The organism is Sporosarcina sp. FA9 (assembly GCF_051550205.1).
GTDB lineage: Bacteria > Bacillota > Bacilli > Bacillales_A > Planococcaceae > Sporosarcina.
In genome coordinates this window covers 518703-541061 of the sequence record NZ_CP188819.1, presented here as the reverse complement: position 1 = coordinate 541061, position 22359 = coordinate 518703, and the positions used below count along the sequence as shown (strand labels likewise).

Sequence of the window (22359 nt, the reverse complement as noted above, 5' to 3'; positions counted from 1 at the left end):
AAATATGTAATTGTAATGTATAGTTTCATGCGCAGGTACGTAACACTATTTTAAATTATAAAATGAATGATGGCTAAGATGAAAGCTGAAGTGGCAATAGCTAAATTCGCTTTTGACATTGCACTACTAGATTTCATATCTAATGTACTTTTCAAATTATGTATATCTTCATTGAGTATTTTTATTTCATTCTGCTGATTTTCTATTTTCTTCATACTAGATTCGATTTCTTCGTGTAAGTTGATGTTCTTTTCGTTTAATTTCACGAATGCTTGATCATGATTTTCTACAAAATGTAATAACCGTTCTTCACGGTGCACGGTTTCGGTCACGATCTTTTCTTCAAGTTCTTTATGAACTTCTTCATGATTATTAAACCTCTTGCTATGAATACTAGTAACCTTTTCGTGTTCTTTTAATTTACCGCTGTGATCTATGGCAATCCTTTCCTGATCTATTAATTTTACATTATGAATCTTATGGACTTCTTCATGAGCTTGTATTTTTTTCTCCAGATTTCCACCCATTTTTGTATGCAGTTTTAATTGTTCGCTATGCTTTTGTTCGACTACGGCTTGAGCTTTCAATTGCGCTTCAAATCTTTTATTATTCTCTACTTGAAGTCCTAACTGTTCATTACTTCGCTGACTAGCCTTAGTTTGTGCATCTAGTTGGCCTTCAATAAAATGATTTATATGAGATTGTATTTCCAGTTTTTCTTCATGACTTTTCGAAGTTTTAGAAAGGTTCTCTAATTTTATTAATATATCTTCTTGTTCTTTTAATTGCTTGATAACCGACATTAACTCATGACGAGCCAATTCGGATATTTCTTCTTGTGAAGCATTTTTCAGCTTTAGTTCGAGTTCACGTACTACAAATCGGTTACTCGCTATATTACTTACACCGAGACCGAATAAGTACTTTGTGATTTCAGCTAGCTTCGTTTGAAATTCAAACGATATTTTTTGCGCTTTTGCACCTGATTGAACCGCTTTAGCCAAATCCACTCCTACCGTTTGTAGTTCTTCAATCGCAACTTTTTTCTTCCCAAATCCCGCTGACCTATTTTCCGCTTTATTTGCTGATTCTATCGCAGCTTCAGCAGATAATAATACATCTTGTATGCTCACATCAAGTGCTTTCAGTTTATCTACTTGTTCATAGATTAATGTAGGTAAAGTTTTTTCATCGGTATCTGATAAAACAATACGTACTAATTCTTCTGGCTCTAAAACAACTGCTTCACCATTCATTTGTATTACCCCCATTTTAAAATATCACTAATCTCGGCAATCAAACCCGGATTATGCTTTTGGATTCCTTGTCTATATTCTCCTATACTTTTCATAGATTGCCTGTTCGCATTCCAAGATTCCACAAAAAATTGGGTCGTTGTCTCCATTTTTCCAAGCACTTCATTTATTGTCATTTCAGTAGTTTCCGCTTCTATCCATGCATCGGCTTGTAAATAAATTATTTTCGCGTTCATCAAATGCAACTGTTGGCTATGAAGAGCCATTCGCTCATTCTCCAGCTTTCCTTTCTTCAAACCCATTCCGACGTCACTTCCAACAGCAATTGCAAACCTTCCGACACCTACAAAGTTCACTCGCAAAACAAATTCTTTCAAAAATAGCGCTTGATTGCCACCCGATTTAATTCCCGCGCGAATGGCTGCGTCCCCCAGGTCGATAGCAGTAAAAGTGCCTGTAGAAATAGTAAGCATTCGAACAATCGTGCGATTTTTAAATGGCAATACATGTTTCCAGTCAACCTGCTTCAATTCGTCAACTCGACGAATCTCTTTTTCTTTAATTTCTGCAGCCAGTCTACGAATGAAATAAAAACCACGTACGATGCATTCATTTAACACAACGGGTATGGCTTGGCGACCGATTTCATAACCAACGCCAATCTCGGTTCGTAAATCGAATCGGAATGGCTCTACAATTTTTCCGGCTTCATCGCGTTTAGCCAGTAACGTACCATTAAATAATTTGGATATCCATACCGAAAGACCAGTGTCGCCAATTTTTATATCTTTGAAAAATGGAAGTGCAGATAATTCTTTTGCAAGTGATAATAAGGGACCCGGTAATCCTGTTCCGGCACCTGGTGATGAGCTCGATCCCGCCATATCACTGACCATATGAAAAAACCATTGGACAACTCCATATAAAAATTTCTGTGGAAGATCTTCACCAATAAGTGCCGTATTTTTCACTTCAACAATCTTAAAAATACCCAATTTATCGGTTCCGTACGATTTTCCTGTAAACTGTGTAAGCATCGAAAAAACAAGTCCAACCGGAGTCGGATGGTGTGCAAAATCACGCAAATGATGTTGCAAACCACCACCAAAATCACTTGTATTGCTGTCACTGGCTGCACCAAAGTTATTTTCAAGATGCCTGATTGCACCTGGTAAATCGTCCCCCTTATAACCTTTCCATTCCGCTATCTTCTTAACAAAGTTATTAACCTTTTCAGTACTCCAGTCTTTCCCCCGTTCAAGACTAAACTCACCAACCCAGAACATATCTATAAACCCAGCAAGTATGCCACTACCAACAGCAACCATATAGTCTATTCCATCCGAATGATTCGTCAACCGATCTATTTCTATGTTTAACTCATCCACTTTATATTGATTCGATGATAAAAGCTCATTGACACGATCGAGCCCTTCTTTTGGTTTATGATCTTCTAGTTGGTCTTTTAATTCAATGGATTCAATTTCAAAAACAACTTCTAAATCATCTTGAACTACTTTTAACTTTGTAAGGTTCTCACTAATTTCTTTATCTATCAATTTCAACAACCCCTTGCTCAATATATGACAGTGAATATTCTACAACTTCTATAATTATATCATTAATTAAGATTATCATAGGTGAATATACTGAATATATTGGTACGGTGACAGTCCCCCATACAAATTTGACACTATTCTGACAACTAGGTCGTTTTCTAAATTTTGTAGTACCTGTGCAAGAAACAACTACAACAAACAATTCAACCTCTTTCACGGGATGTCCGCTCTTTTGATGAAGATGTCCGCCCTTTCAAGCACAGGCAAAATTTCTCTGTCTAAACTTAGAAAAGTTGGGTATATAGTATAAAAGACCTTTTTAGGGGGTGAGAAGTATGAAAACAGTAGAGCCTTACTACATTACAGAATCAAAGAGAATCTGTGAGCTTGCTGGCATGGATCCGAACGAGGTTGCTATACCGAAGACTTTTTTAAATGAAGTGGAGTTTGGACAGAAGCAAAAAGCATATAGTGAAATTTTATCAGTCGTGAGTTTTTTCTCCAATAAGCTACTGGATTCCTTAATAGGAAGGCCGATACTCGTTGTTGTTTCAGATGCAGATGGGTACCTGCTTGAAATTGAAGGAGACGCAACGATTAAGTCTACAATTGAACAATTCGGTATTCAGCCTGGTAGTCTATTTATACAAGAAGAGACAGGTACGAATGTGATTAGTCTGACATTGCAGCAAAGACATCCGATTAGCCTTATTGGCGAACATCATTATCATACATTTCTTCATGAAATCGCTTGCTACGGGACCACATTTCACTATACAGACGACAATAACTTGCTTGGTAGTGTGTGTATCATGATGCCGATTCAGTTTCAAAACGAACTGTTCTTAACGATGCTAACCCAATCGGTTGACTCCATTGAAAGAGAACTCTTATTGAGAAAACAAAATAAGAAGCTATATATTATGAATCAGATTATGTTAAGTAGAACTAGAAATGGCATTGTGATTACAGATGAGAATGGAATTACGACCGAATTTAATCACTTCGCAGAAAAAATTTCGAATCTCAGTAAAGAATCGGTCGTGGGAAGAAATATTTTAGACTCCCATTTAACTGGAAGATACTTCAAAGAAGTACTGACACAAGGGAAAATATTTAAAAATGAAGAAATAAAATTTAAAAATAATAAGGGTAACCTCGTAGTGTGTCTGTTCGATGCACAACCGATTTATGAGGATGATAAAATGATTGGTGCCTTTGGTCAGTTTAGAGACATTTCAGATCGTTATACATTGCAAGAGCAGTATAACTATTTAGCCTTTCACGATGATTTAACAAAATTACCAAACAGACGCTTTATAAATAAGGAAATAGAATCCATTATTAAGGAACTAAACACAGGTCTGCACAAGACTTTAGCCCTCCTATTCATCGACTTGGATCGTTTTAAGATCATTAATGACAACTTTAGCCATTCTTTCGGTGATAAACTATTGATCGAGGTAAGCAAGCGTTTAAGTGGTTGCCTTGGAGAAAAAGAAGTGCTTGCGCGAATGGGCGGAGATGAATTTATTTTCCTATTGCAAGATTTTACCGATGTAGATTATGTTACAGCAAAAGCGGAAGAAATCCTCCAACTCTTGCGACAACCTTTTCTTGTGAATGGGAAAGAATTATACACGACCGCCAGTATTGGTGTTGCAGTTTGTCCCGTCGCCCCCGTTACATTGGAACAGCTTATGGTGTACGCAGACAATGCGATGTACCAAGCAAAATCGTTAGGAAAAAATTGCTATGTCATGCACTCCAATGAATTATTAGATGCCATGTTGCACGACTATATACTTGAAATCGATTTAAGAGGGGCTCTGGATAAAAATGAGTTTATCCTGCATTACCAACCGCAAATTCATAACAAAACGGGTAAATTGATTGGTTTTGAAGCATTAATCCGTTGGCAGCATCCAACTTTTGGTCAGATCCCCCCAGATAAGTTTATCAAACTGGCAGAAGAAAACGGATTGATCACTCAAATTGGCGAGTGGGTCATTGAAGAGGCATGTACACAAAACAAAAAATGGCAGGATGCTGGAATGACACCGGTTAAAATGTCCGTTAATCTATCGACGCAACAATTTCTAACTAGAAATCTCATTACGTATATGGAAGATGTACTGGAACGTACGGCCATTGACCCTGCCTATGTAGTCGTGGAAATTACCGAGTATATGGCCATGGAATATGAATACGCAATTCACGTATTGGAGCAGTTGAATATACTTGGTATCGGCATCAGTATTGACGATTTTGGGACAGGCTATAGTTCATTTAATTATTTAAAGAATTTCCCAATAGATTATATTAAAATCGATAAATCTTTTATAAGTGAAATCATGAACAATGAGAAAGATGCTGTCATTATAAAAGCAATTATCTCATTAGCACATAACCTTCATAAAGAGGTGATTGCTGAAGGCGTGGAAACAAAGGAACAACTTGAATTTCTAATCGACCACCAATGTGATATTTCACAGGGTTTTTACTTTAGCAAACCTCTTCCCGCGGACGAAATTGAGCGAATTTATTTAGAAAAACATGGATCTTAAAGGGAGAATGACAGCATGAAAACAACTTCATCCGTATTAGTAGCAAACTTTAAGCATTGGGGTATTCATCATATATTTGGTATACCAGGAAAGGCCATATCACCTATATTATTCGAGATATTAAACCACGACATGGAATTTGTATTGAGTAAGCATGAAGCTGCTGCAGGGTATGAAGCTGCTGGCTACGCCTTGATGAATCAAAAAATTGGAGTTGCAGTGGGTACGTCTGGACCTGGTGGAACTAATCTACTAACCGCTGCTGGTCAGGCGAAAGCTTCTAATCTACCTCTATTAATCATTACAGGACATCCTTTCATGAAGGATACTGGAAAAGCAATGGGACAGGATTCGAGCATATTTGGTACTGACCTAGTAGAAATGTTTAAATCTGTCACGAAATTTAGCGCACGAGTAGAACGTGGAGATATGCTACAACCGTTCTTGCAGCACGCCCTAGAAAAAGCAGTATCGGGTGTCAAAGGACCCGTCCATCTATCCATCCCATTTGATATTTTGTTACAAGAGATTGAACCGTTCCAACTCGATTTACCACTAGCCTATGAAATGATTTCACCAAAAACGAGTAACGTGATCGATTACTTGAATATAGCTAAACGTCCCCTTCTTTTTTTAGGTAAAGGTGTTCATTCTAGTAAAGCATACGCAGAAGTGCTGCATCTTGCAGAGCATTGGAACATCCCAGTCATCACAACTCCAGGAGGAAAAGGCACATTTCCTTCCAATCATACGCTGTCACTCGGCGCATTCGGATTGGGTGGTACGGACGAAGCAACCGCCTACTTAAAAGAGAAAGTTGACCTAATGCTTGTCATTGGTTCACAGCTAAGTGATATGTCCATCGCTGGATTATCTGAAGCGATGTATCCAGAGCATCTCATTCACTTCGATTATGACCAAACCTTTATCGGGAAATCAATCCAAGTACCAACTACGCCAGTGCTTGGTGACATTAAAGCGAATCTGACTGCAATCTTAAAGGATATACCGAAAACCAATAGCGAAGCATTTTTAACACCTAGAGAAGAGACCCAGCTGCAGGAAAATAAGCTGAGCGAACGAATGTCTGCAATTCAGGCAATACGGGCGATGCGGTATGCACTTCCAGATGACGCAATTATTTTCGGAGATGATGGGAGCCATTCTTTTTACGGCATCAAATATTTTGACATCTATAAGCCAGGGACTTTCTTTTTTGATGATATATTTGGTGCAATGGGGAACGGAATTGGCTATTCCATCGGAGCAAAACTTGCAGCACCTGAAGAAATAATTGTGTGCTTAGTTGGAGATGGCTGTATGTTCATGCACGGTACGGAACTTTCAACAGCTTACAATTATAACTCTGCTGTGTTGTTCATCGTTTTGAATAATGGACGATTGGACATGGTCGAAAAAGGCATGCAAAAAATGATTGGAACTTCTATCGGTGGTGTATATGAGACCCCTCTTGATGTAGCACGTTTTGCCGAATCTATGGGACTAGAAGCATTTACTTGTCTCAACCCTTCTGATTTAACCGTTAGAATAAACGAAGCATTACATAAAATTGAAGACACAAAAAAACCAATTGTGATAGAAGTATTAGTAGATGAAAACGAAATACCACCAACGATGGGGAGGCAATAACATGGAAAATAATAAGCGGTACCAAGCCGGTTTAGAAGCAATGGAACAATTGTTTTCACATGAAGTCCGAAATGGCATGGAAGGAATGAAACTTATTTCCCCTGACCTTTGGGAGATGATTGTGTCTTTTGGCTTTGGAGATCTCTACTCTAGAAAGACACTTTGCCACGCACAAAGGGAAATCATTACACTCACGAGTCTAATCACACAAGGCGCTTTTGATCAACTTCGCGTTCACTTACAAGCAGCCTTAAACGTAGGCCTTACAAAAGAAGAAATTACCGAAATCATCATCCATTGTGCTGGATATGTCGGGTTCCCAAAAGCCGTTCAGGCAATGGGGATTGCTGGGGAAATATTTAAAGAAACAAAAGAATAGTTTAAATAATCAATTAGCAGCCGGAGATTGTACTCGGCTGCAATTACTTTTGGAGTACCTGTACAAGAAACAACAACAACAACAACAACAACAACAACAAACAATTCAACCTCTTTCATCGGATGTCCGCTCTTTTCTTTGGGTTGTCCTCCCTTTTCTTCGGGATGTCCGCTCTTTTATGGAAGTTGTCAGAATCATGTCAGAATTGCGCAGGGGACTGTCACCGCTTTAACCAGTCTAGAGTACCTGTACAAGAACCTAAAAAGCCCTCTAGCCAATTGCTTGGCTAAAGGACTGAATTCTCTTGGGGTACCCCACTCTTTCGATAAAACAATTCAACACTCCAACAAAACTAAATCATCCAACGTAATTTCCTTCTCAAGCACAATCGTATTCACTTTATTGCTCGCCACAGCCATTCGATAATCGACTTTACGCGTCATTTCTGTCGCAATCTTTTTAGCAAGACCGGCATTTCCGAAAGTACTATCCCTACGCGTGTAAATCTCTTCATAGTGACGAACTAACGCACTCTTCGCTTCATCTGTTATGCTGTACCCTTTACTATAAAGGGCGGTAATCTCCATTAATTCCATTGGTGTGTAATCTTCAAAATGGAGCGTTCGTCCGAAACGTCGACGGAGTCCGGGGTTGCTGTCTAGGAAACGATTCATTTCTTTTTCGTACCCTGCGGCAATTAGTAGGAACTCGCCTTGTTGATCGGACATTTTTTTCAGCAACACTTCCACTGCTTTTTTCCCGAAGTCATTCTCTCCACCACTCGCAAGTGTGTACGCTTCATCAATAAATAACGCACTGCCCATCGCTCGTTCAATCAGCCCGGCTGTCCGCTTCTCCGTTTCACCAATATGACTGCCGACTAAATCGCTGCGATCTACTTCAATCAGATCGCCTCGTTCTAATAATCCAAGCGCTTGATAAATACCAGCGAGCACACGACCGACCTCGGTTTTACCTGTCCCTGGTTTACCAATCAACAGCGTGTGGTTCATCAATTTCTCTGTAGAATGATTTTCTCGTTTGTAGTATCTCAGAAGTTCAATCATCTTATCTATTTCAGCCTTCACCGAACCAAGGCCGATAAACCGATGGAGTTCTGCACGTTTATGGGCGAGTAGTACTTCATCGATTGGGATTTCGTACGTCTTCACTTCACGCTCTTGCACTGCTTCTACAATGTCTTGTTCTTCAAACGTCGAGAGTACCTTTTCCGTCCACTCTTCACGCGGAAGTTTCGCAATTCTCATCGACTGCGCAAGCCCGATTTGATCGTAAAGTATACGTGCCATTCGGGCATTACTAAATGTTTCATCACGCGTACGATAACGTTCCACGAACTCTTCATAAACCGCTTGTTTGGCAGCAGAAGTGAGTACATAGCTTCCTTCACACTGGGTTAAGAAGATTTGAAGCAACTCATCTGGTGTATAGTCTTGGAAATTAATCTTTTCAGTAAAACGATCTCTCAATCCCGGATTAGACGCTAGGAAACGATCCATATCTTCGGTGTAGCCTGCCGCAATGACAATGAATTCACCGCGCGAATTTTCCATTGCAGGAAGCAATGTTTCAATCACTTTTTTCCCGAAATCGTTACTAGAGCCGCCCCCTGCTGCAAGCGTATATGCTTCATCTATAAAGAGCACGCCGCCCATAGCTTCCTTTATTATTACTTTCGTTCGTGCTTCGGATTCACCGACATGCGTTCCAACGAGATCTTCCCTCTTCACTTCAGTAACGTGGCCTGTTTTTAAAAGGCCAAGTTCCTTAAAAATCTGACCTATGAGCCGAGCGACTGTCGTTTTTCCAGTACCCGGATTCCCTTGAAAGACCATATGGGGCGCTACCATCGGATTCGCTTTCATTCCACGCTCTAATTTGAATTGATTGATCTCCGCCAAGTTTTTAAACTCCTGGATTTTGTCTTTCACATCTTCCAGTCCAATAAACCCGTTCAAACCATTCATGAAATCGTTCATCGGATCAGCAGTAGATGAATCTTTAGTAGAGGAACTTCCAGCACTGCCGCCTAATTTACTAGTGATTGGTGGAACCTGCAAATCCGTATCGGTAAGCACAGGAACACTGTCATCAAAGCGGACTAAATCTCCTGCTTGATTGTTCTCAAAAGAACAGTCGCGAAGAACCGGAACCGAACGCTCGAGTCTCAGTCCAGCCTTCTTTCCATTCCTCACTTGCACCCCAGTGAATACAGCATCCGAACAATCTTGCAAAATGATTTGATCATCCGGGTGGCTATGTACGCGAGTTTCCGTCACTTCAGTACGCTCCACCTGACTCAAGACGATTCCTGACGATTTACCGTCATAGATTTCACACTCCGTTATAAAGACTTCTGCAGATTCCGTTGCTCTTATTTGCGGCCTTTTATGATTGAACAAAATCGACCGTTCTAATGAAACAACTACTTCAGGACCTGCAAGGATGCCGTTCTTATCACCACTCGATATTCTACAATCAGTCATTTCTGCTTTAGCCGCAGCACTGAGTAAAACGTTGGATCCTTTATGACCGAAGATGATGCAATTTGCTGCCGTCAACTCGGATTCTTTCGCGAATATCCCTGCACTATCGCCACTTTTCACTTCGGTCGCCGACAGAATGACTTCCGATTGTTCAGAAGCAAAAATCTGTACACCACTATGATGGCTAATCAGAGAATCCGAAATCGTCACTTGACTACTTGTCACGTAAACTCCTTTATTGTTTCCACTCTCAATTTCACAATCCTGAATCGTGAACACGCTTTGCGTAAACGCAGAGAGTTGCGTCATCTGATTGTACTTCACTTCAGATTCGATGAGTGTACACGCGGAATTTACAGACACAATTCCTCTAGACTCGCCCGATAGGATCTGTGTTTTTGTAATCAAGAGCGTGCTTTCTTCATTACAGGAAATTTGGTCTCCTTTTTGATTCTTAAACTGTGAGTCGGATACCTTAGCTAATGAACCACTGACCTTCATTCCTTCAGCCTCACCATTTTCAAATGTACAGGACTCGACTTCGATATGGGATTCATTCGTACATGCTATATGCTCAAGACATTGGTTTTTAATGACACAGTTTTTCAGGACACCCTTAGATTGGTCACAATAGATGCCTTGGACATGTCCAAAATAAAAATTCGTACTTTCTACGTCCATAGAACTGCCTTGTTCCAATCGAAGTTGAACCCCGCGATTTCCGATGAATGAACTTTTGGTGATTGTTGCTCGACTCGTCTCATACAAGCAAAGGCCCTCTTCTTGCCCACTTAAAATTCCGGAATTCGTTACCGCGACTTCTCCCCCCGCGCGCACACTAATTTGTGCAGACTTAATCGTGTCTTCTACTATGCATTCGAACAAAGTTAGACGCCCTAATACGTCAATCCCTTGTATGTTTTTTTGAAATATCGAATGCTCTGCGGATACTTTTGCAGCTGCATCAATTCGCATAGCTACTCCTTGAATCTCAGAGAAAAGACAGTGGTGAAGCGTTACATCTCCTGATTGGATATGTAAACCATAATCAACTGGACCAGTGCCTCCTCCAATACGGATTGATTCGATACGCACTTCTTCAGTTGTCGCGACACGAACACTTCCTGTTAGACGAACTGAGCTCGCTTCACCTTCTGAACTTCGAAGAACGAGCAGCTTATCGATTGTTATATGTTCAGTATAAGCGCCTTCATCAACTTCCACTGTATCTCCCGGTAGAGCCGCCTCTACTGCAGCCTGAATGGTTTTGTAGTTGGATCCCTCGCGCTTAGACACTTGAATAATTGCCACGTATCTTCCTACTTTCTATTAATTAATTCAATTGATTTCTATGCTTTGTATTTTTCTAAACATAATGATACGAATGAATGCTTTCATTAATTAAGTATACTAGTTAGCCTAGGGGCAGAGCAAAGAACTGCTTGTGAACTGGAGTGGATAGCAAAAAAGACTCAGCATATGGCTGAACTGTCTTTTATGGGGTGCCTATTCAAGACACAACTAATGAACAACCCGGAATAGTGTTCGAGTTGTGTGCTAGGCACCCTATCTCAGTGGTTTTTCTGTAATTGTGGTGTATAATAAAAGTATTTTCACGCACAATTACCCTAAATTTAGAAACAGGCAACGCAATTTAAGATTGAAATTGTGTTATATTGCATTTAAGACTTGTATTAAACTTGAAAAATATAGTAGCCAAGGAGTGTGTCTAAATGAGGACAGTAAACAGCAATAGCAACGATGTATACCGTGAATTAGCTTACTTGGATTACGAGTGTTCGAAAGCTAATGTAACTGCTGATTTAGTCTTACTGGGTGGTTCAGGGCTTCTCGTACTACTCGAATCACTAAATGATACTTTCAGGCCGACACTAGATGTGGATATCAATGTGTTGCAATCTAGCAATATCGATAAATTCATGTCCTTATTAGAAGGGCTAAATATTGATATTGTTGGCGGCGTAATGGAAGCTCCACCGTTAGAAGATTTTAAAAATGATAAAAACAAACAAAAGCTGGATATAAATTTTTCAAGCATCAATATATACGTTCCGGGGATTGAACTCTTGGCATGCTGCAAGATATTCAGCACAAGGAGCAAAGATCTAGAGGACCTTGAAAGTTCATCATTGCTAGATCATTGCAACAAAGATACTCTTTGGAACATGGTAGAGGAATATGAAGAAAATTTACTTAACCCGGGGAATCCTAATTTGAATCTTCACGAATTAAAACGTATAATTAAAGAAAGAGCATATAATAAGAATATTGGGTTAAAATAACTTTTAAGGAGTGATTCTATATGGACCACCATCAAACAGAACAAACAAAGCAAATAGTCTTATATGATAGCTTCCTTAATAAGTTAGAGGAAGAAAAGAATTTCTACAAAACAAGCAATCAGGATAGTTATCGCTTTTTGATGGCTTCAACAGCATTGGACGCCGTTAAGAGGACCACCGTACAAATGGATCTTTCAGACTTCGTCAATGTTACACCAACTGCGAAGATGGTTGTTTCGAAACAACTTAAATATATGAAAAAACTTAATTCGGAAAGCCTACAAGATACATTGGAGACACTGCGAGTGGTCGCAAGACATACGCAATTGGCGGCTACTAGAAGCAAAGAAGCCAATGCCTATGTTGAAGAAGTTCTTAGGAAAAGCAACAAGGCACTTCTAAAGCAACACACAGAGTAATGTCGCCTAACACTAAACAGTTGAACGATCCAGGTAAAATGGATTGAATCGGCTGTTTTTTTATCTTCCCGGATTTTGAAATGAACCATGCACAAGCTTGGCTTTCTTATTTCGGGATACCTTTGCAAGCAACAACAATTCGACTAATTATATATACATACATACAAATCCAAAGAGTTTTTCTGCACATATCTAAAAAACTCTTCGCGGTAAGATATTAAACCTCTAAATCCCCTATTACCGCATCTGGAGTCCCATACTTTTCACCTGTTTTAAATTTCTCGTTATAATAGTCGACATAGTTCTGATCTGCTTTTGGATGTATAAAAAATTGCCTATGTTGTATCTCATTAATATAATACGCCGGCAATTCGGCGAGACCGTTTCGTCTTGCTTTTTCTACTCTATGTTGCCCGTCAATAAGTCGATACATATCTGGCCGATTTCGAACAGCAATTACTGGTTTGGATAAATCTACTGTTGGTATATGCGCTTCAGTCAACGTCACCATATGCAGACTCGTTGGCGATACTTTTACCGTTGAACAGACAACCTTATCCGAATGTAATCCGAGCCATTTTTCCAGCTCACTAATGTTCCAGGCAAACGGAAAACCTCCCAATACCTCATCATCCGACTTCGCTAAATAAGGTTTGAAATTTTCATTCACGATTAACTTCTTCATATACCAACACCCCCATATCCTACACAATGGTACCCGAAATTATCTTTTCATTCAATGCAACATTTTTCTGTTCTTTTTTGAGTCCTATGTAAGAAACAACAACAACAAACAATTCAACCAAATGTCTATATATATATCTGTCGATTTTTTCACCTTTCGCTACTTCGCAGTATGTTCCTACAGCGACAAAAAAAAGACAACATTAACTGCTGTCTTTGTCGATTTATTATGAACCCCTAAAATCGTGGAGTAAACTACTTAATTTTTCGTTCTCTCTAATAAATTCATTTAAATATTCTTCTGTAATAATAAACTGTTCTCCATTTTTAGTTTTAGTTGCTAAAACTTGTTCATCGGTATCAGTTACTTGAAAACTGTGAATAATTCTACTTCTCATTTCAACAACCTTCTTAAATTGAGTGGCAATTTGTGTATCTGAGAATTTAGTTATAGTTTCATTTATTGGTTGCGCAAGTCTACCAGAAGTACAATCAATTAATTTATACCAATCATAATCTTCGCCCTTGTCGTCCCTTAAAATATTCTCAATGATAAAAGAGTTGTTAGAGTTGAAAACACATATTGCACTGCCCAATAACTCCCTATACTTTCTTGAAGGTAAAGATTGTCTGCTGTAATTTTCGTACATTTCTACTCCCTCCCCTTTCATCCACAATTCGACAAAAGAGGAAGGATTCCTTCTTTTGATGTTACGACGCATAATGAGCCAACAGGGAAGTATGTATCTCATTCCATCAATCTTTATTTCGGGCTACCTAAAATCCCCCTTCCACTACTCTATACAGTAATCTCTCTCCAGCTCTCGCATGTCCCAAATAATACGGAAAAGCAACAATCTTTTTACGATGAAAGAACAACACTTCTGCATTGTTCTTTTCATCCAATTCAAATACTTTTCCAAGTAAAGCAGGTGCATGTGTAAGTCGTTTTGGTGTTTCTCTAAATAGTTCTTGGTGGAGGGCATGCGCTTCTAATACGTTCTCACTGTAGTAAAATGCGAATACTTCTGGCTTTGTTGTTTCTGCTACGAACAGTTTGACTTTTCCGATGTTGAGCACGTTTTGTGTGATCATTCGGGCGATGGCTTCCCCGTTGTAGTCGATGTTGTCGAGAATTTCCGAGTTTTCATCGGCGCCCACTTTACATTCGGAAATCGCCCAAAATACACGATGCGCAAGTCCTTGCATATCCGTTTCAATCGCCAATTGAAGAATTTCTCCCACTGTAATCATACGCATGCCCTCCTTTTTATTTACCGACCAATTGTATGGAGTATCCCAGTTTCTTTCACATATCCGACAATTGCTGTACCCGTTGGCCCGTTGCGATGTTTCGCTACGTTCATTTCCAACGTATTGGGCGTGTCTGTTTGTTTATTGTAATAATCGTCTCGGTACAGGAAAACGATGACATCCGCGTCTTGTTCTATATTTCCCGAGTCGCGCAAGTCGCTCATCATCGGTCGTTTGTTGTCTCTCGCTTCTACGCCGCGGTTCAGTTGAGAAAGACAGACAACAGGACAGTCAAATTCTTTTGCCATTTTCTTTAAATCACTGCTGATTTGGCCCACAACTTCCGTTCGATACTGTCGCAATTGATCGCCATGAATAATTTGCAAATAATCAACGAAAATAATCGGTTTTAGTTTCGGTTCGGTGTTAATAATCTTTCTTGCTGCTGAGCGCATTTCAAACACTTTTAACGCCGCACGGTCATCGATATGAATATTCGCCTCGTCTAACCTACCAAGTGTAGGCATCCAGTTCGTTTTTTGTTGATCCGTGAAATGCTTGTAGGGGTTGCGCATGCGAAGTCGATTGTAACCACCCGTCACGGCAATCAATCGGTCAATCATGGATGTTCTACTCATTTCAAGCGAGAAAATAATCGGCCGATATCCCGCAAATCCAGCTTGTAGTGCCAGATGATTCAACGTATCGGTCTTCCCCATCGACGGTCGTGCAGCGATAATCGTTAATTCGGCAGGTTGGAAACCATCCAGCAAGTCATCCAAATCACGAAGACCTGTAGGAACCCCAGGAATATGTTGTGCCGGTTCATAAGGTCTTTCTCCCATCTTCATCAAGTCCATTTGGATGCTCGTTTCCAAACCGGAACTCCCACTTTCCTCTAAGTCTTCGAACGCTTTTTGAATACGGCCGATTTCCCAATCTCCTTCTTTCGCATGAATAAGGATTTTGTTTTTTTCACGATTCTTCCACCTGTCCAGCAAAATTGCTATGTAGCTGTCAAACTTCGTTGGACGAGCGAAATTTGTTAACTCAGAAACGTAATTCGCACCGCCAAGCGCTGTTGGTTCCATCATTGTTAACACGGTTACAAAGTCAACGGGACGCTTTTTCGCCAATAAATCTTGCATACACTGAAATATGTTTTTATGAACATGACTGATAAAAAAATCTAGTTTCACACCACTGTCCACAATTAAATAATTTTCCGCCATCATCGTCCCTAAAATACTTTTCTCCATTTGCTTGTGGCGTTCCATTGTTTACTCTTCCCCTTTGCTGAAGTCGAGTTCGAATGGTTTTAACGAACTGCCTTCTTGTGTTTGATTCTCCCTGGCCTCTTCCAAATAGTTTTCAAAGTTGGTTGCGCTGAACAATGTGGAGGGCCGTAAATACTTAAGCCACTGCGGATTGTTCAACCACTGTTTCACTTTCACATCAATGACCTTTTTAAAATCATCCAGCGTGTATCCTTCACGGTACCGGGCATTCACAAATCGCTCAGTTGCTTTTGAAGTTGATTTAAACTCCTTGTTTGTTTTTTCATTTAAATAATCAATAACAGACACAACGCCCGGATTGTTCTCGACAGTATTACTTCTTTTAATATTCTTAAGTTCTTTAGGTATTGCTGTAGGCAAATTGCATTCCATATTGGGTGCAATTTGCAGTTCCTCTTCGGCTGTATTTGCATTTGCGATAGGTGCAATTTGCAATGTCAACTCATGCAGAACCCCATAGTCAATTCGGTACCATTTCGTCTTGTCCGTTTTCACGCGATTATACGTTGCTGATGAAACGATGTAACCACCTTTTTCCAACCTGCGAATCGTTCTTTTAATCGTATCGACAGACCAAAAAGGGAATTCTACTCTTTTCCACTCATCGTACGTATTGTGAACCCATTTAAATCCATCTCGTTCATTGTGAGAAATGAGCGATCTAAAATGCAGTTGCTGCAACACAATGGCTTCATTCAACCCAACCAACAGTGCAAGTGACGATATTATTTGAAGCGGTGATTCATTAATGAGTAATTTCATCCTACATCTCCTCTAAATACAATTTGTATATGTACACGTCCCAATCCATGGCGGTAAATTGGAATCATGCACAAAAGTGTTTGCATAGACAAATGAGTCCCTTCACTTTCTATATAGAGTCCATTTCCAAAAAAGGATACTTTCATTTGAATTATTAATTAAAAAGATTCCAACTACCACATCCGAATCAAAACAAAAAACACTCATAAAATCGTTAAAGATTTCTAGAGTGTTTTTATAACGGCATAATCATTTGGAGTACCTGTTCATAAACACAGAATCAGATGCCTAAAATCCCATTCTGCAATTTCTGCAAATACTTCAAAAACATCACTTTTAGGCTCAATAGTGATGGTTTTGAGCGCCAAAACCACCTGTTTTACGCTTAATACCATTTAAAGCACGATTGGATTCGGCCTTCCCGATAACCTACGATGAAGGCACCCGGGAATAAAAGAATCGTGCACGGTCGAAAGGACCGCAGTCGTGAATAATTTTGAAGAGGTTTTGAACCAGTACGAACCGATGATTTCGGCATCTATCCGCACTCTCAATATTTACCGTGACCAGGAAAGTTTTAGACAATTAGGAAGAGTTGCATTATGGCAAGCATGGACTCGTTTTGATAGAGAGAAAGGACATTTCACACCATTCGCCTACAGAAGCATCCGCGGAGCCATGTTGGATGAATTAAAAAGGGTAACTGCAATCGATTTGAATACTATCCAAATGGATAATGAAGTTTTCGAGGAGTTGCTCACAGTCGCAGATCCCGTCGAAATCAAGTGGTCTGAGGCACTAGACGAAGCATTTGAACAACTGACGGCGGCTGAACGTGAGCTCATTCAGTGGATATTTGTTGAGGGTTTGTCCTTGTCCGAATGTGCAAAAAGGGTTGCCATTTCACTTCCCGGCATTAAAAAACGCCGGCAAAAAATGATTGCGAAGTTACGGGAGGTTATGGTGAAATAAGTTTTCGAGTACGTGTATTAGAAACAACAGGATAAAAGTACTAACGGAAAATCCCCCGCATTCCCAAAACGGGTTGCGAGGGATTTATGGTGTGTGGGAACGTTTTTCATTAAAATTTCATCATAATAAAAGGTTTAAAAACTGTCGTGTTCGTTCTTCTTTTGGATTTTTAAACATTTCACTTGGTTTGTCTCTTTCAATTACTTTGCCATCGTCCATAAAAATGACTACGTCCGCAACATCTTTTGCAAAACGCATTTCATGGGTTACGACGACCATCGTCATTCCTTCATTCGCAAGATCTTTCATTACTTGTAGTACTTCACCAACAAGTTCTGGATCTAAAGCTGATGTCGGTTCATCGAATAGCATCACTTTGGGTTCCATTGCTAACGCTCTTGCAATTCCGACTCGTTGTTGCTGACCTCCAGAAAGTTGGTGTGGGTAAAAATCAAATTTGTCACTTAATCCAACTTTTGTTAACAACTGTCCCGCTTTTTTACGAGCGACTTCTTTCGCTTCTTTTTTTACAATAACTGGCCCTTCCATAACATTTTCGAGTGCCGTCTTATGAGGAAACAAATTGTAATGCTGAAAGACCATTCCGGATTTCTTTTTAAAGTAGTCTACATCTTTTTTCTTAAGTGGCATTGAAAAGTCCGCTTTATGTCCCTCAAGTATAATCGTTCCAGCTGTCGGAACTTCTAAGATATTTAAACAACGAAGTAACGTCGTCTTTCCCGAACCTGACGGACCTATGATTACCACGACCTCTCCATTATTTACTTCTAAATCGATCCCTTTCAACACTTCAAGTTCGCCGAATTTTTTATATAATCCTTTTATCGAAATCATGTTGAGCTCCTTCTTACAGATCTTTTTTCCTTCTTATTATCGAGCAACATAGCGGTCCAATCGATGTTCTATTTTACCTTGAATTAAGGAAAGGATAAAACAAATCGTCCAGTAGATCATCGCCGCTTCAGTATAAAGTAGCAAAAACTCGTAGTTCGCGGCAGCAATTTCTTGTGCCCTTCTGAACATTTCCGTTACTAATATGAGGGACGCAAGTGACGTATCTTTAACAAGGCTAATAAACGTATTTGATAATGGAGGAATAGAAACTCTTGCTGCTTGCGGCAGAATAATTCGTCGTAATGTTTGGGAATAACTCATTCCAATCGTATGTGCAGCTTCCCACTGGCCTTTCGGGGTTGATAAAATTGCAGCACGAATGGTTTCCGAAGCATACGCCCCTACATTTAATGAAAATCCGAATACAGCCGCGGGAAATGGATCAATAACAATACCAAGGGTTGGCAAACCGAAAAACAAGATAAAAAGTTGTACTAGTAACGGTGTTCCTCGGATTGCAGACACATACATTTTCGCTAAAATTTGCAATGGTTTACTTGTTGATAGTCTTGCCAATGCAGTAAATATTGCTAAAATAAGTCCAATGAAAAATGTGATAAATGTTAAAGGTAGTGTATATAGAAGTGCTCCCTCCAGCAATGGCTGAAGGGAAGTTTGGGCAATTGTAAGTAGTCTTTCTACTTTCTCTGGGTCACCTAATATATTAATTAAGGACATCTTCACCAAACCATTTCTCAGAAATTTTTAAGTACGTACCATCTTTAATCATTTCGTCCATTGTCTTATTCACTTCTTCAACCAGGGTTTCATTACCTTTTCTAAACATCAAGCCCATTTTTGATGCATCTTCGTGTGTTGCTATAACTTGGACAGGTGCATCTGGCTTATGCTTTTTAAAATCGAGTACCGATAACCTGTCATTAATTGTTACATCGACGCGTTTGGAATTCAACATTTCAATTGCCTGGTTAAACCCTTCTACTCCGACAATTTCAGCTCCATACGATTTTGCCGTATCTGCATAATTGCTCGTTAACGACTGCGCAGATTTTAACCCTTTAATATCTTCAAAGCCCGTTACATCCTTATTATCAGTATGTGTCACAAGAACTGCAGCAGATGTAATATAAGGTTTAGAGAAATCATATTTTTCAAGACGGTCCTCGCGTATCCCTACTTGGTTCGCGATCATATCAAATCGTTTTGAATCCAATCCCGCAAAAATAGCATCCCATTGTGTTTCGAAAAACACGGGTTCCACCCCAAGTCGTTTCGCTATTTCTTCTGCAACTTCAACGTCAAAACCGGTTAACTTCCCTTGTTCATCATGAAATGTAAATGGTGGGTATGTTCCTTCTGTACCAATTAATAATTTTCCATCTTCTTTTATTTTCGTTAATAATTCTACAGTACCCTTGCCTGAATTATCTTTGTCTGATGTTTTTCCTTTATCCGTATTCCCACATGCAACCAGCAAAACAGTTGCACTAAACAGTAAAATAAACAGAAAACTAAACTTCTTCAAATCAATTCCCCCTAATTCATATTAACTTACTCGGTTTTTAGAATCATACAACATTGTATGCAAACCGTCAAATTATGAACCTAAATTAAGATCGATATTTATAGTATCGAAATGAACGTGCGGGGTACCTGTGCATGAAACAACAACAAACAATTCAACCAATTGTATATACATGCAAATACAATTGGCTTTTCAGAATATACCGAGTAATTATGTAATTGTAGTGTATAGTCTGAATAGTTTTAGGCACAGGCACCTAAAATTCTATTGTGATAGATGCCTATAATTACAAGACTATCGCAATCTCTTACAAACTCTTAACATGTCCTTACCAGTAACTTAATATTCCTCGAGTATGATTGCATTGTACGTATCATTCTAAATGGAGGTTGAGGTCAATTGAAAAAACGTCTTGCTTTAACACTGACTGCTTCACTGCTTTTTCCAACAGTTGCTGCAATGCAGGCTGCACCGAAACATGTCGAGGTACAAACAGTTTCATTTAATGGTATGAGTGCACCGAAAACAGTTGAGGAAATGTCCAAAGCATATTCAAATGCGACAATTGATGTGAAGTATACTGATGGCACAATGAAAACACTTCCCCTACGATACGAAAAGTTTTTTAAATCAACAGATACTTTTGATAGAGATGGAAAACGGATTTCGGCTGGTACGCCAATTGATGCAAAAGGCAACCCGATTATGGACCACAGTGTCCCGAACGATCCAGTTCCATTTATTTCAGACTCACCTGATGCCAACAGCCTTCTAGAACCTCTAAATGGTGCAAGCGGAAAGCTTCATTTAGTTTCTCATTATGAGTATCAGACCGTGGACAATTCTGGTTCCAGTGCTTATGGAAGAGTGCCTGCATCGATGACCTTATCTACATTACAGCAAGACAAAAAATCAGGTAAGCTCACAGTAGCCGGCGTTGAGAAAGTTGATTTTTCCGAAACGAAAGGTCTTTGGATTCCATGCAACGGCTCACTCTCCCCATGGAACACTCACCTTGGATCTGAAGAGTACGAACCAGATGCGCGAATCTTTGAACAGGAACAAGGAACAAACAAGGATTCTACTAACGTGAAATCATTCGCAAACTATTACTTTGGAGAAGAAGGAGCCAAGATGGCAAATCCATATTGGTATGGATTCGTTCCTGAAGTGATTGTTCATCCAAACGGCAAAGCAAAAGCTGTGAAACATTACAGCACAGGGCGTTTCTCAAAAGAGTTAATGAAAATGATGCCTGACAGCAAAACTGCCTACTTCGGGGATGATGGCTCCTATACGATGATGTTTATGTATATAGCTGATAAAGCGAAGGATCTATCAAGTGGAACCTTATATGCTGCTAAATTCAATCAAACAGGAACAGAAAATGGCGGTTCAGGGGATCTATCTTGGATAGAGCTAGGCCATGCGACAGATAAAGAAATAGAACAATATATTGTTGACGGCATTGCATTCAGCGACATTTTCGAAACATCAAAAGAACCGAAAGCAGGATTTACAACAATCAAAACATACGCGAACAAACAAAATGTTGAATACTTGAAAGTAAAGCCTGGCATGGAAAAAGCTGCAGCCTTCTTAGAAACTCGCCGCTATGCAGCAACACTTGGCGCAACAAGTGAGTTTAATAAAATGGAAGGTCTTGCACTAAATACTGCAGATAAAAAGGTTTATATGGCTATTGCCGATCAAGGCAAAGGAATGGAAGTGAATCCTAATGATCCACAGGATGATATCCGTCTTCCAAAAATTAAATCTGGTGTTACGTATGAACTAGACTTGCAAGCTAGCCAAAAAGATCACAGTGGAAATAAAATTAAAAGCGGCTATGTAGCTACCTCTATGAAGGGAATAGTTGTTGGTGAAGATATGGAGAAATCCGACAAATACGGGAATACTGCTCACCCCGAGAAAGTAGCAAACCCTGACAACCTATCTTATTCAGATGAAATGAAAACACTCTTTATCGGCGAAGATAGTGGCATGCATACTAATAACTATGTTTGGGCCTATGATACAGAGTCGAAAAAGCTTTCCCGCATTCTATCGGTACCAGCAGGAGCAGAAGCAACAGGGCTGATGGCAGCTGATGATCGCAACGGATTCTCTTATATTTTGAGCAACTATCAGCATCCTGGAGATGGATTGGAAGGAAAAAGCATTACAGCTGTTAACAAAGCAATGTTAATTGAAACAATTGACCGGGAAATCGGTGTAAATAAATCAGGAGATGTAGGTTATATTACAGGCCTTCCATCCTTTACAAATAAATTACATCCCTCTAAAAAATAAGTTTATAGATTCTAATCAATAAAAATGACGTGTGC

18 protein-coding genes are annotated in these 22359 nt (G+C 39.6%); 7 read left to right on the top strand and 11 right to left on the bottom strand.

Annotation, left to right across the window (positions count from 1 at the left end):
• Positions 1 to 50 precede the first annotated feature (50 nt).
• On the bottom strand, positions 51 to 1256 hold the full coding sequence (locus ACP8HH_RS02565; RefSeq protein WP_438315447.1) for a hypothetical protein: 1206 nt from the start codon (positions 1254 to 1256) through the stop codon (positions 51 to 53).
• A gap of 5 nt (positions 1257 to 1261) precedes the next feature.
• Entirely contained in the window at positions 1262 to 2815 is a 1554-nt protein-coding gene (locus ACP8HH_RS02560) for a hypothetical protein (protein ID WP_438315444.1), read from the bottom strand.
• 335 nt (positions 2816 to 3150) lie between these two features.
• On the opposite strand from ACP8HH_RS02560, the gene ACP8HH_RS02555 reads away from it, so the two are divergent.
• The 3 genes from ACP8HH_RS02555 to ACP8HH_RS02545 are packed head-to-tail and all read left to right on the top strand — an operon-like array spanning position 3151 to position 7411.
• Positions 3151 to 5382, top strand: a complete 2232-nt coding sequence (locus ACP8HH_RS02555; RefSeq protein ID WP_438315442.1) for an EAL domain-containing protein — start codon at positions 3151 to 3153, stop codon at positions 5380 to 5382.
• A 15-nt stretch (positions 5383 to 5397) separates the two neighbouring features.
• A complete protein-coding gene (locus ACP8HH_RS02550; RefSeq protein ID WP_438315440.1) occupies positions 5398 to 7032 on the top strand; it encodes a thiamine pyrophosphate-binding protein in 1635 nt (544 codons plus the stop codon).
• A gap of 1 nt (position 7033) precedes the next feature.
• Positions 7034 to 7411 (top strand): carboxymuconolactone decarboxylase family protein, encoded by a 378-nt coding sequence (locus ACP8HH_RS02545; RefSeq protein WP_438315438.1) that lies wholly within the window; start codon positions 7034 to 7036, stop codon positions 7409 to 7411.
• Between the two features lie 335 nt (positions 7412 to 7746).
• Here ACP8HH_RS02545 and ACP8HH_RS02540 read toward each other — a convergent pair whose 3' ends face one another.
• Positions 7747 to 11214, bottom strand: coding sequence for a right-handed parallel beta-helix repeat-containing protein (locus ACP8HH_RS02540; protein ID WP_438315435.1), 3468 nt, complete (start codon positions 11212 to 11214; stop codon positions 7747 to 7749).
• Between the two features lie 437 nt (positions 11215 to 11651).
• Between ACP8HH_RS02540 and ACP8HH_RS02535 the strand changes: the two genes are divergently transcribed.
• Together ACP8HH_RS02535 and ACP8HH_RS02530 are read left to right on the top strand one after the other, a co-directional pair.
• Positions 11652 to 12221: a DUF6036 family nucleotidyltransferase gene (locus ACP8HH_RS02535; RefSeq protein WP_438315432.1), complete on the top strand. Its 570-nt coding sequence runs from the start codon at positions 11652 to 11654 to the stop codon at positions 12219 to 12221.
• 20 nt (positions 12222 to 12241) lie between these two features.
• A complete protein-coding gene (locus tag ACP8HH_RS02530) occupies positions 12242 to 12640 on the top strand; it encodes a hypothetical protein (RefSeq protein ID WP_438315429.1) in 399 nt (132 codons plus the stop codon).
• A 217-nt stretch (positions 12641 to 12857) separates the two neighbouring features.
• Here ACP8HH_RS02530 and ACP8HH_RS02525 read toward each other — a convergent pair whose 3' ends face one another.
• The 5 genes from ACP8HH_RS02525 to ACP8HH_RS02505 form a co-directional block, all read right to left on the bottom strand.
• On the bottom strand, positions 12858 to 13325 hold the full coding sequence (locus ACP8HH_RS02525) for a ParB N-terminal domain-containing protein (RefSeq protein ID WP_438315426.1): 468 nt from the start codon (positions 13323 to 13325) through the stop codon (positions 12858 to 12860).
• Between the two features lie 226 nt (positions 13326 to 13551).
• Positions 13552 to 13974, bottom strand: a complete 423-nt coding sequence (locus tag ACP8HH_RS02520) for a selenium binding protein (RefSeq protein ID WP_438315424.1) — start codon at positions 13972 to 13974, stop codon at positions 13552 to 13554.
• A gap of 127 nt (positions 13975 to 14101) precedes the next feature.
• Positions 14102 to 14578 (bottom strand): hypothetical protein, encoded by a 477-nt coding sequence (locus ACP8HH_RS02515; RefSeq protein ID WP_438315421.1) that lies wholly within the window; start codon positions 14576 to 14578, stop codon positions 14102 to 14104.
• Positions 14579 to 14598: 20 nt separating this feature from the next.
• Positions 14599 to 15855, bottom strand: a complete 1257-nt coding sequence (locus ACP8HH_RS02510; RefSeq protein ID WP_438315418.1) for a replicative DNA helicase — start codon at positions 15853 to 15855, stop codon at positions 14599 to 14601.
• 3 nt (positions 15856 to 15858) lie between these two features.
• A complete protein-coding gene (locus ACP8HH_RS02505) occupies positions 15859 to 16638 on the bottom strand; it encodes a conserved phage C-terminal domain-containing protein (RefSeq protein ID WP_438315416.1) in 780 nt (259 codons plus the stop codon).
• Positions 16639 to 17124: 486 nt separating this feature from the next.
• Here ACP8HH_RS02505 and ACP8HH_RS02500 point away from each other — a divergent pair, with 486 nt between their 5' ends.
• Positions 17125 to 17610, top strand: a complete 486-nt coding sequence (locus tag ACP8HH_RS02500; RefSeq protein WP_438315414.1) for a sigma-70 family RNA polymerase sigma factor — start codon at positions 17125 to 17127, stop codon at positions 17608 to 17610.
• Between the two features lie 120 nt (positions 17611 to 17730).
• On the opposite strand, the gene ACP8HH_RS02495 is transcribed toward ACP8HH_RS02500, so the two are convergent.
• The 3 genes from ACP8HH_RS02495 to ACP8HH_RS02485 are packed head-to-tail and all read right to left on the bottom strand — an operon-like array spanning position 17731 to position 20011.
• Entirely contained in the window at positions 17731 to 18465 is a 735-nt protein-coding gene (locus ACP8HH_RS02495; protein WP_438315412.1) for an amino acid ABC transporter ATP-binding protein, read from the bottom strand.
• Positions 18466 to 18501: 36 nt separating this feature from the next.
• Complete coding sequence (locus tag ACP8HH_RS02490) at positions 18502 to 19203, bottom strand: amino acid ABC transporter permease (RefSeq protein ID WP_438315409.1); 702 nt, start codon at positions 19201 to 19203, stop codon at positions 18502 to 18504.
• On the bottom strand, positions 19190 to 20011 hold the full coding sequence (locus ACP8HH_RS02485; protein ID WP_438315406.1) for a transporter substrate-binding domain-containing protein: 822 nt from the start codon (positions 20009 to 20011) through the stop codon (positions 19190 to 19192). The genes ACP8HH_RS02490 and ACP8HH_RS02485 overlap by 14 nt, the downstream gene beginning before the upstream one ends.
• 399 nt (positions 20012 to 20410) lie before the next feature.
• Here ACP8HH_RS02485 and ACP8HH_RS02480 point away from each other — a divergent pair, with 399 nt between their 5' ends.
• Entirely contained in the window at positions 20411 to 22324 is a 1914-nt protein-coding gene (locus tag ACP8HH_RS02480) for a PhoX family protein (RefSeq protein ID WP_438315403.1), read from the top strand.
• The last annotated feature ends 35 nt before the right edge of the window (positions 22325 to 22359 follow it).

Excerpts from the sequence above, each read along its gene's own strand:
- ACP8HH_RS02495 (WP_438315412.1), bottom strand. The coding sequence starts at position 18,465 with ATGATTTCGATAAAAGGATTATATAAAAAATTCGGCGAACTTGAAGTG.
- ACP8HH_RS02525 (WP_438315426.1), bottom strand. The coding sequence starts at position 13,325 with ATGAAGAAGTTAATCGTGAATGAAAATTTCAAACCTTATTTAGCGAAG.
- ACP8HH_RS02490 (WP_438315409.1), bottom strand. The coding sequence starts at position 19,203 with ATGTCCTTAATTAATATATTAGGTGACCCAGAGAAAGTAGAAAGACTA.
- ACP8HH_RS02565 (WP_438315447.1), bottom strand. The coding sequence starts at position 1,256 with ATGAATGGTGAAGCAGTTGTTTTAGAGCCAGAAGAATTAGTACGTATT.
- ACP8HH_RS02515 (WP_438315421.1), bottom strand. The coding sequence starts at position 14,578 with ATGATTACAGTGGGAGAAATTCTTCAATTGGCGATTGAAACGGATATG.
- ACP8HH_RS02505 (WP_438315416.1), bottom strand. The coding sequence starts at position 16,638 with ATGAAATTACTCATTAATGAATCACCGCTTCAAATAATATCGTCACTT.
- ACP8HH_RS02550 (WP_438315440.1), top strand. The coding sequence starts at position 5,398 with ATGAAAACAACTTCATCCGTATTAGTAGCAAACTTTAAGCATTGGGGT.
- ACP8HH_RS02555 (WP_438315442.1), top strand. The coding sequence starts at position 3,151 with ATGAAAACAGTAGAGCCTTACTACATTACAGAATCAAAGAGAATCTGT.
- ACP8HH_RS02545 (WP_438315438.1), top strand. The coding sequence starts at position 7,034 with ATGGAAAATAATAAGCGGTACCAAGCCGGTTTAGAAGCAATGGAACAA.
- ACP8HH_RS02535 (WP_438315432.1), top strand. The coding sequence starts at position 11,652 with ATGAGGACAGTAAACAGCAATAGCAACGATGTATACCGTGAATTAGCT.
- ACP8HH_RS02530 (WP_438315429.1), top strand. The coding sequence starts at position 12,242 with ATGGACCACCATCAAACAGAACAAACAAAGCAAATAGTCTTATATGAT.
- ACP8HH_RS02520 (WP_438315424.1), bottom strand. The coding sequence starts at position 13,974 with ATGTACGAAAATTACAGCAGACAATCTTTACCTTCAAGAAAGTATAGG.
- ACP8HH_RS02510 (WP_438315418.1), bottom strand. The coding sequence starts at position 15,855 with ATGGAACGCCACAAGCAAATGGAGAAAAGTATTTTAGGGACGATGATG.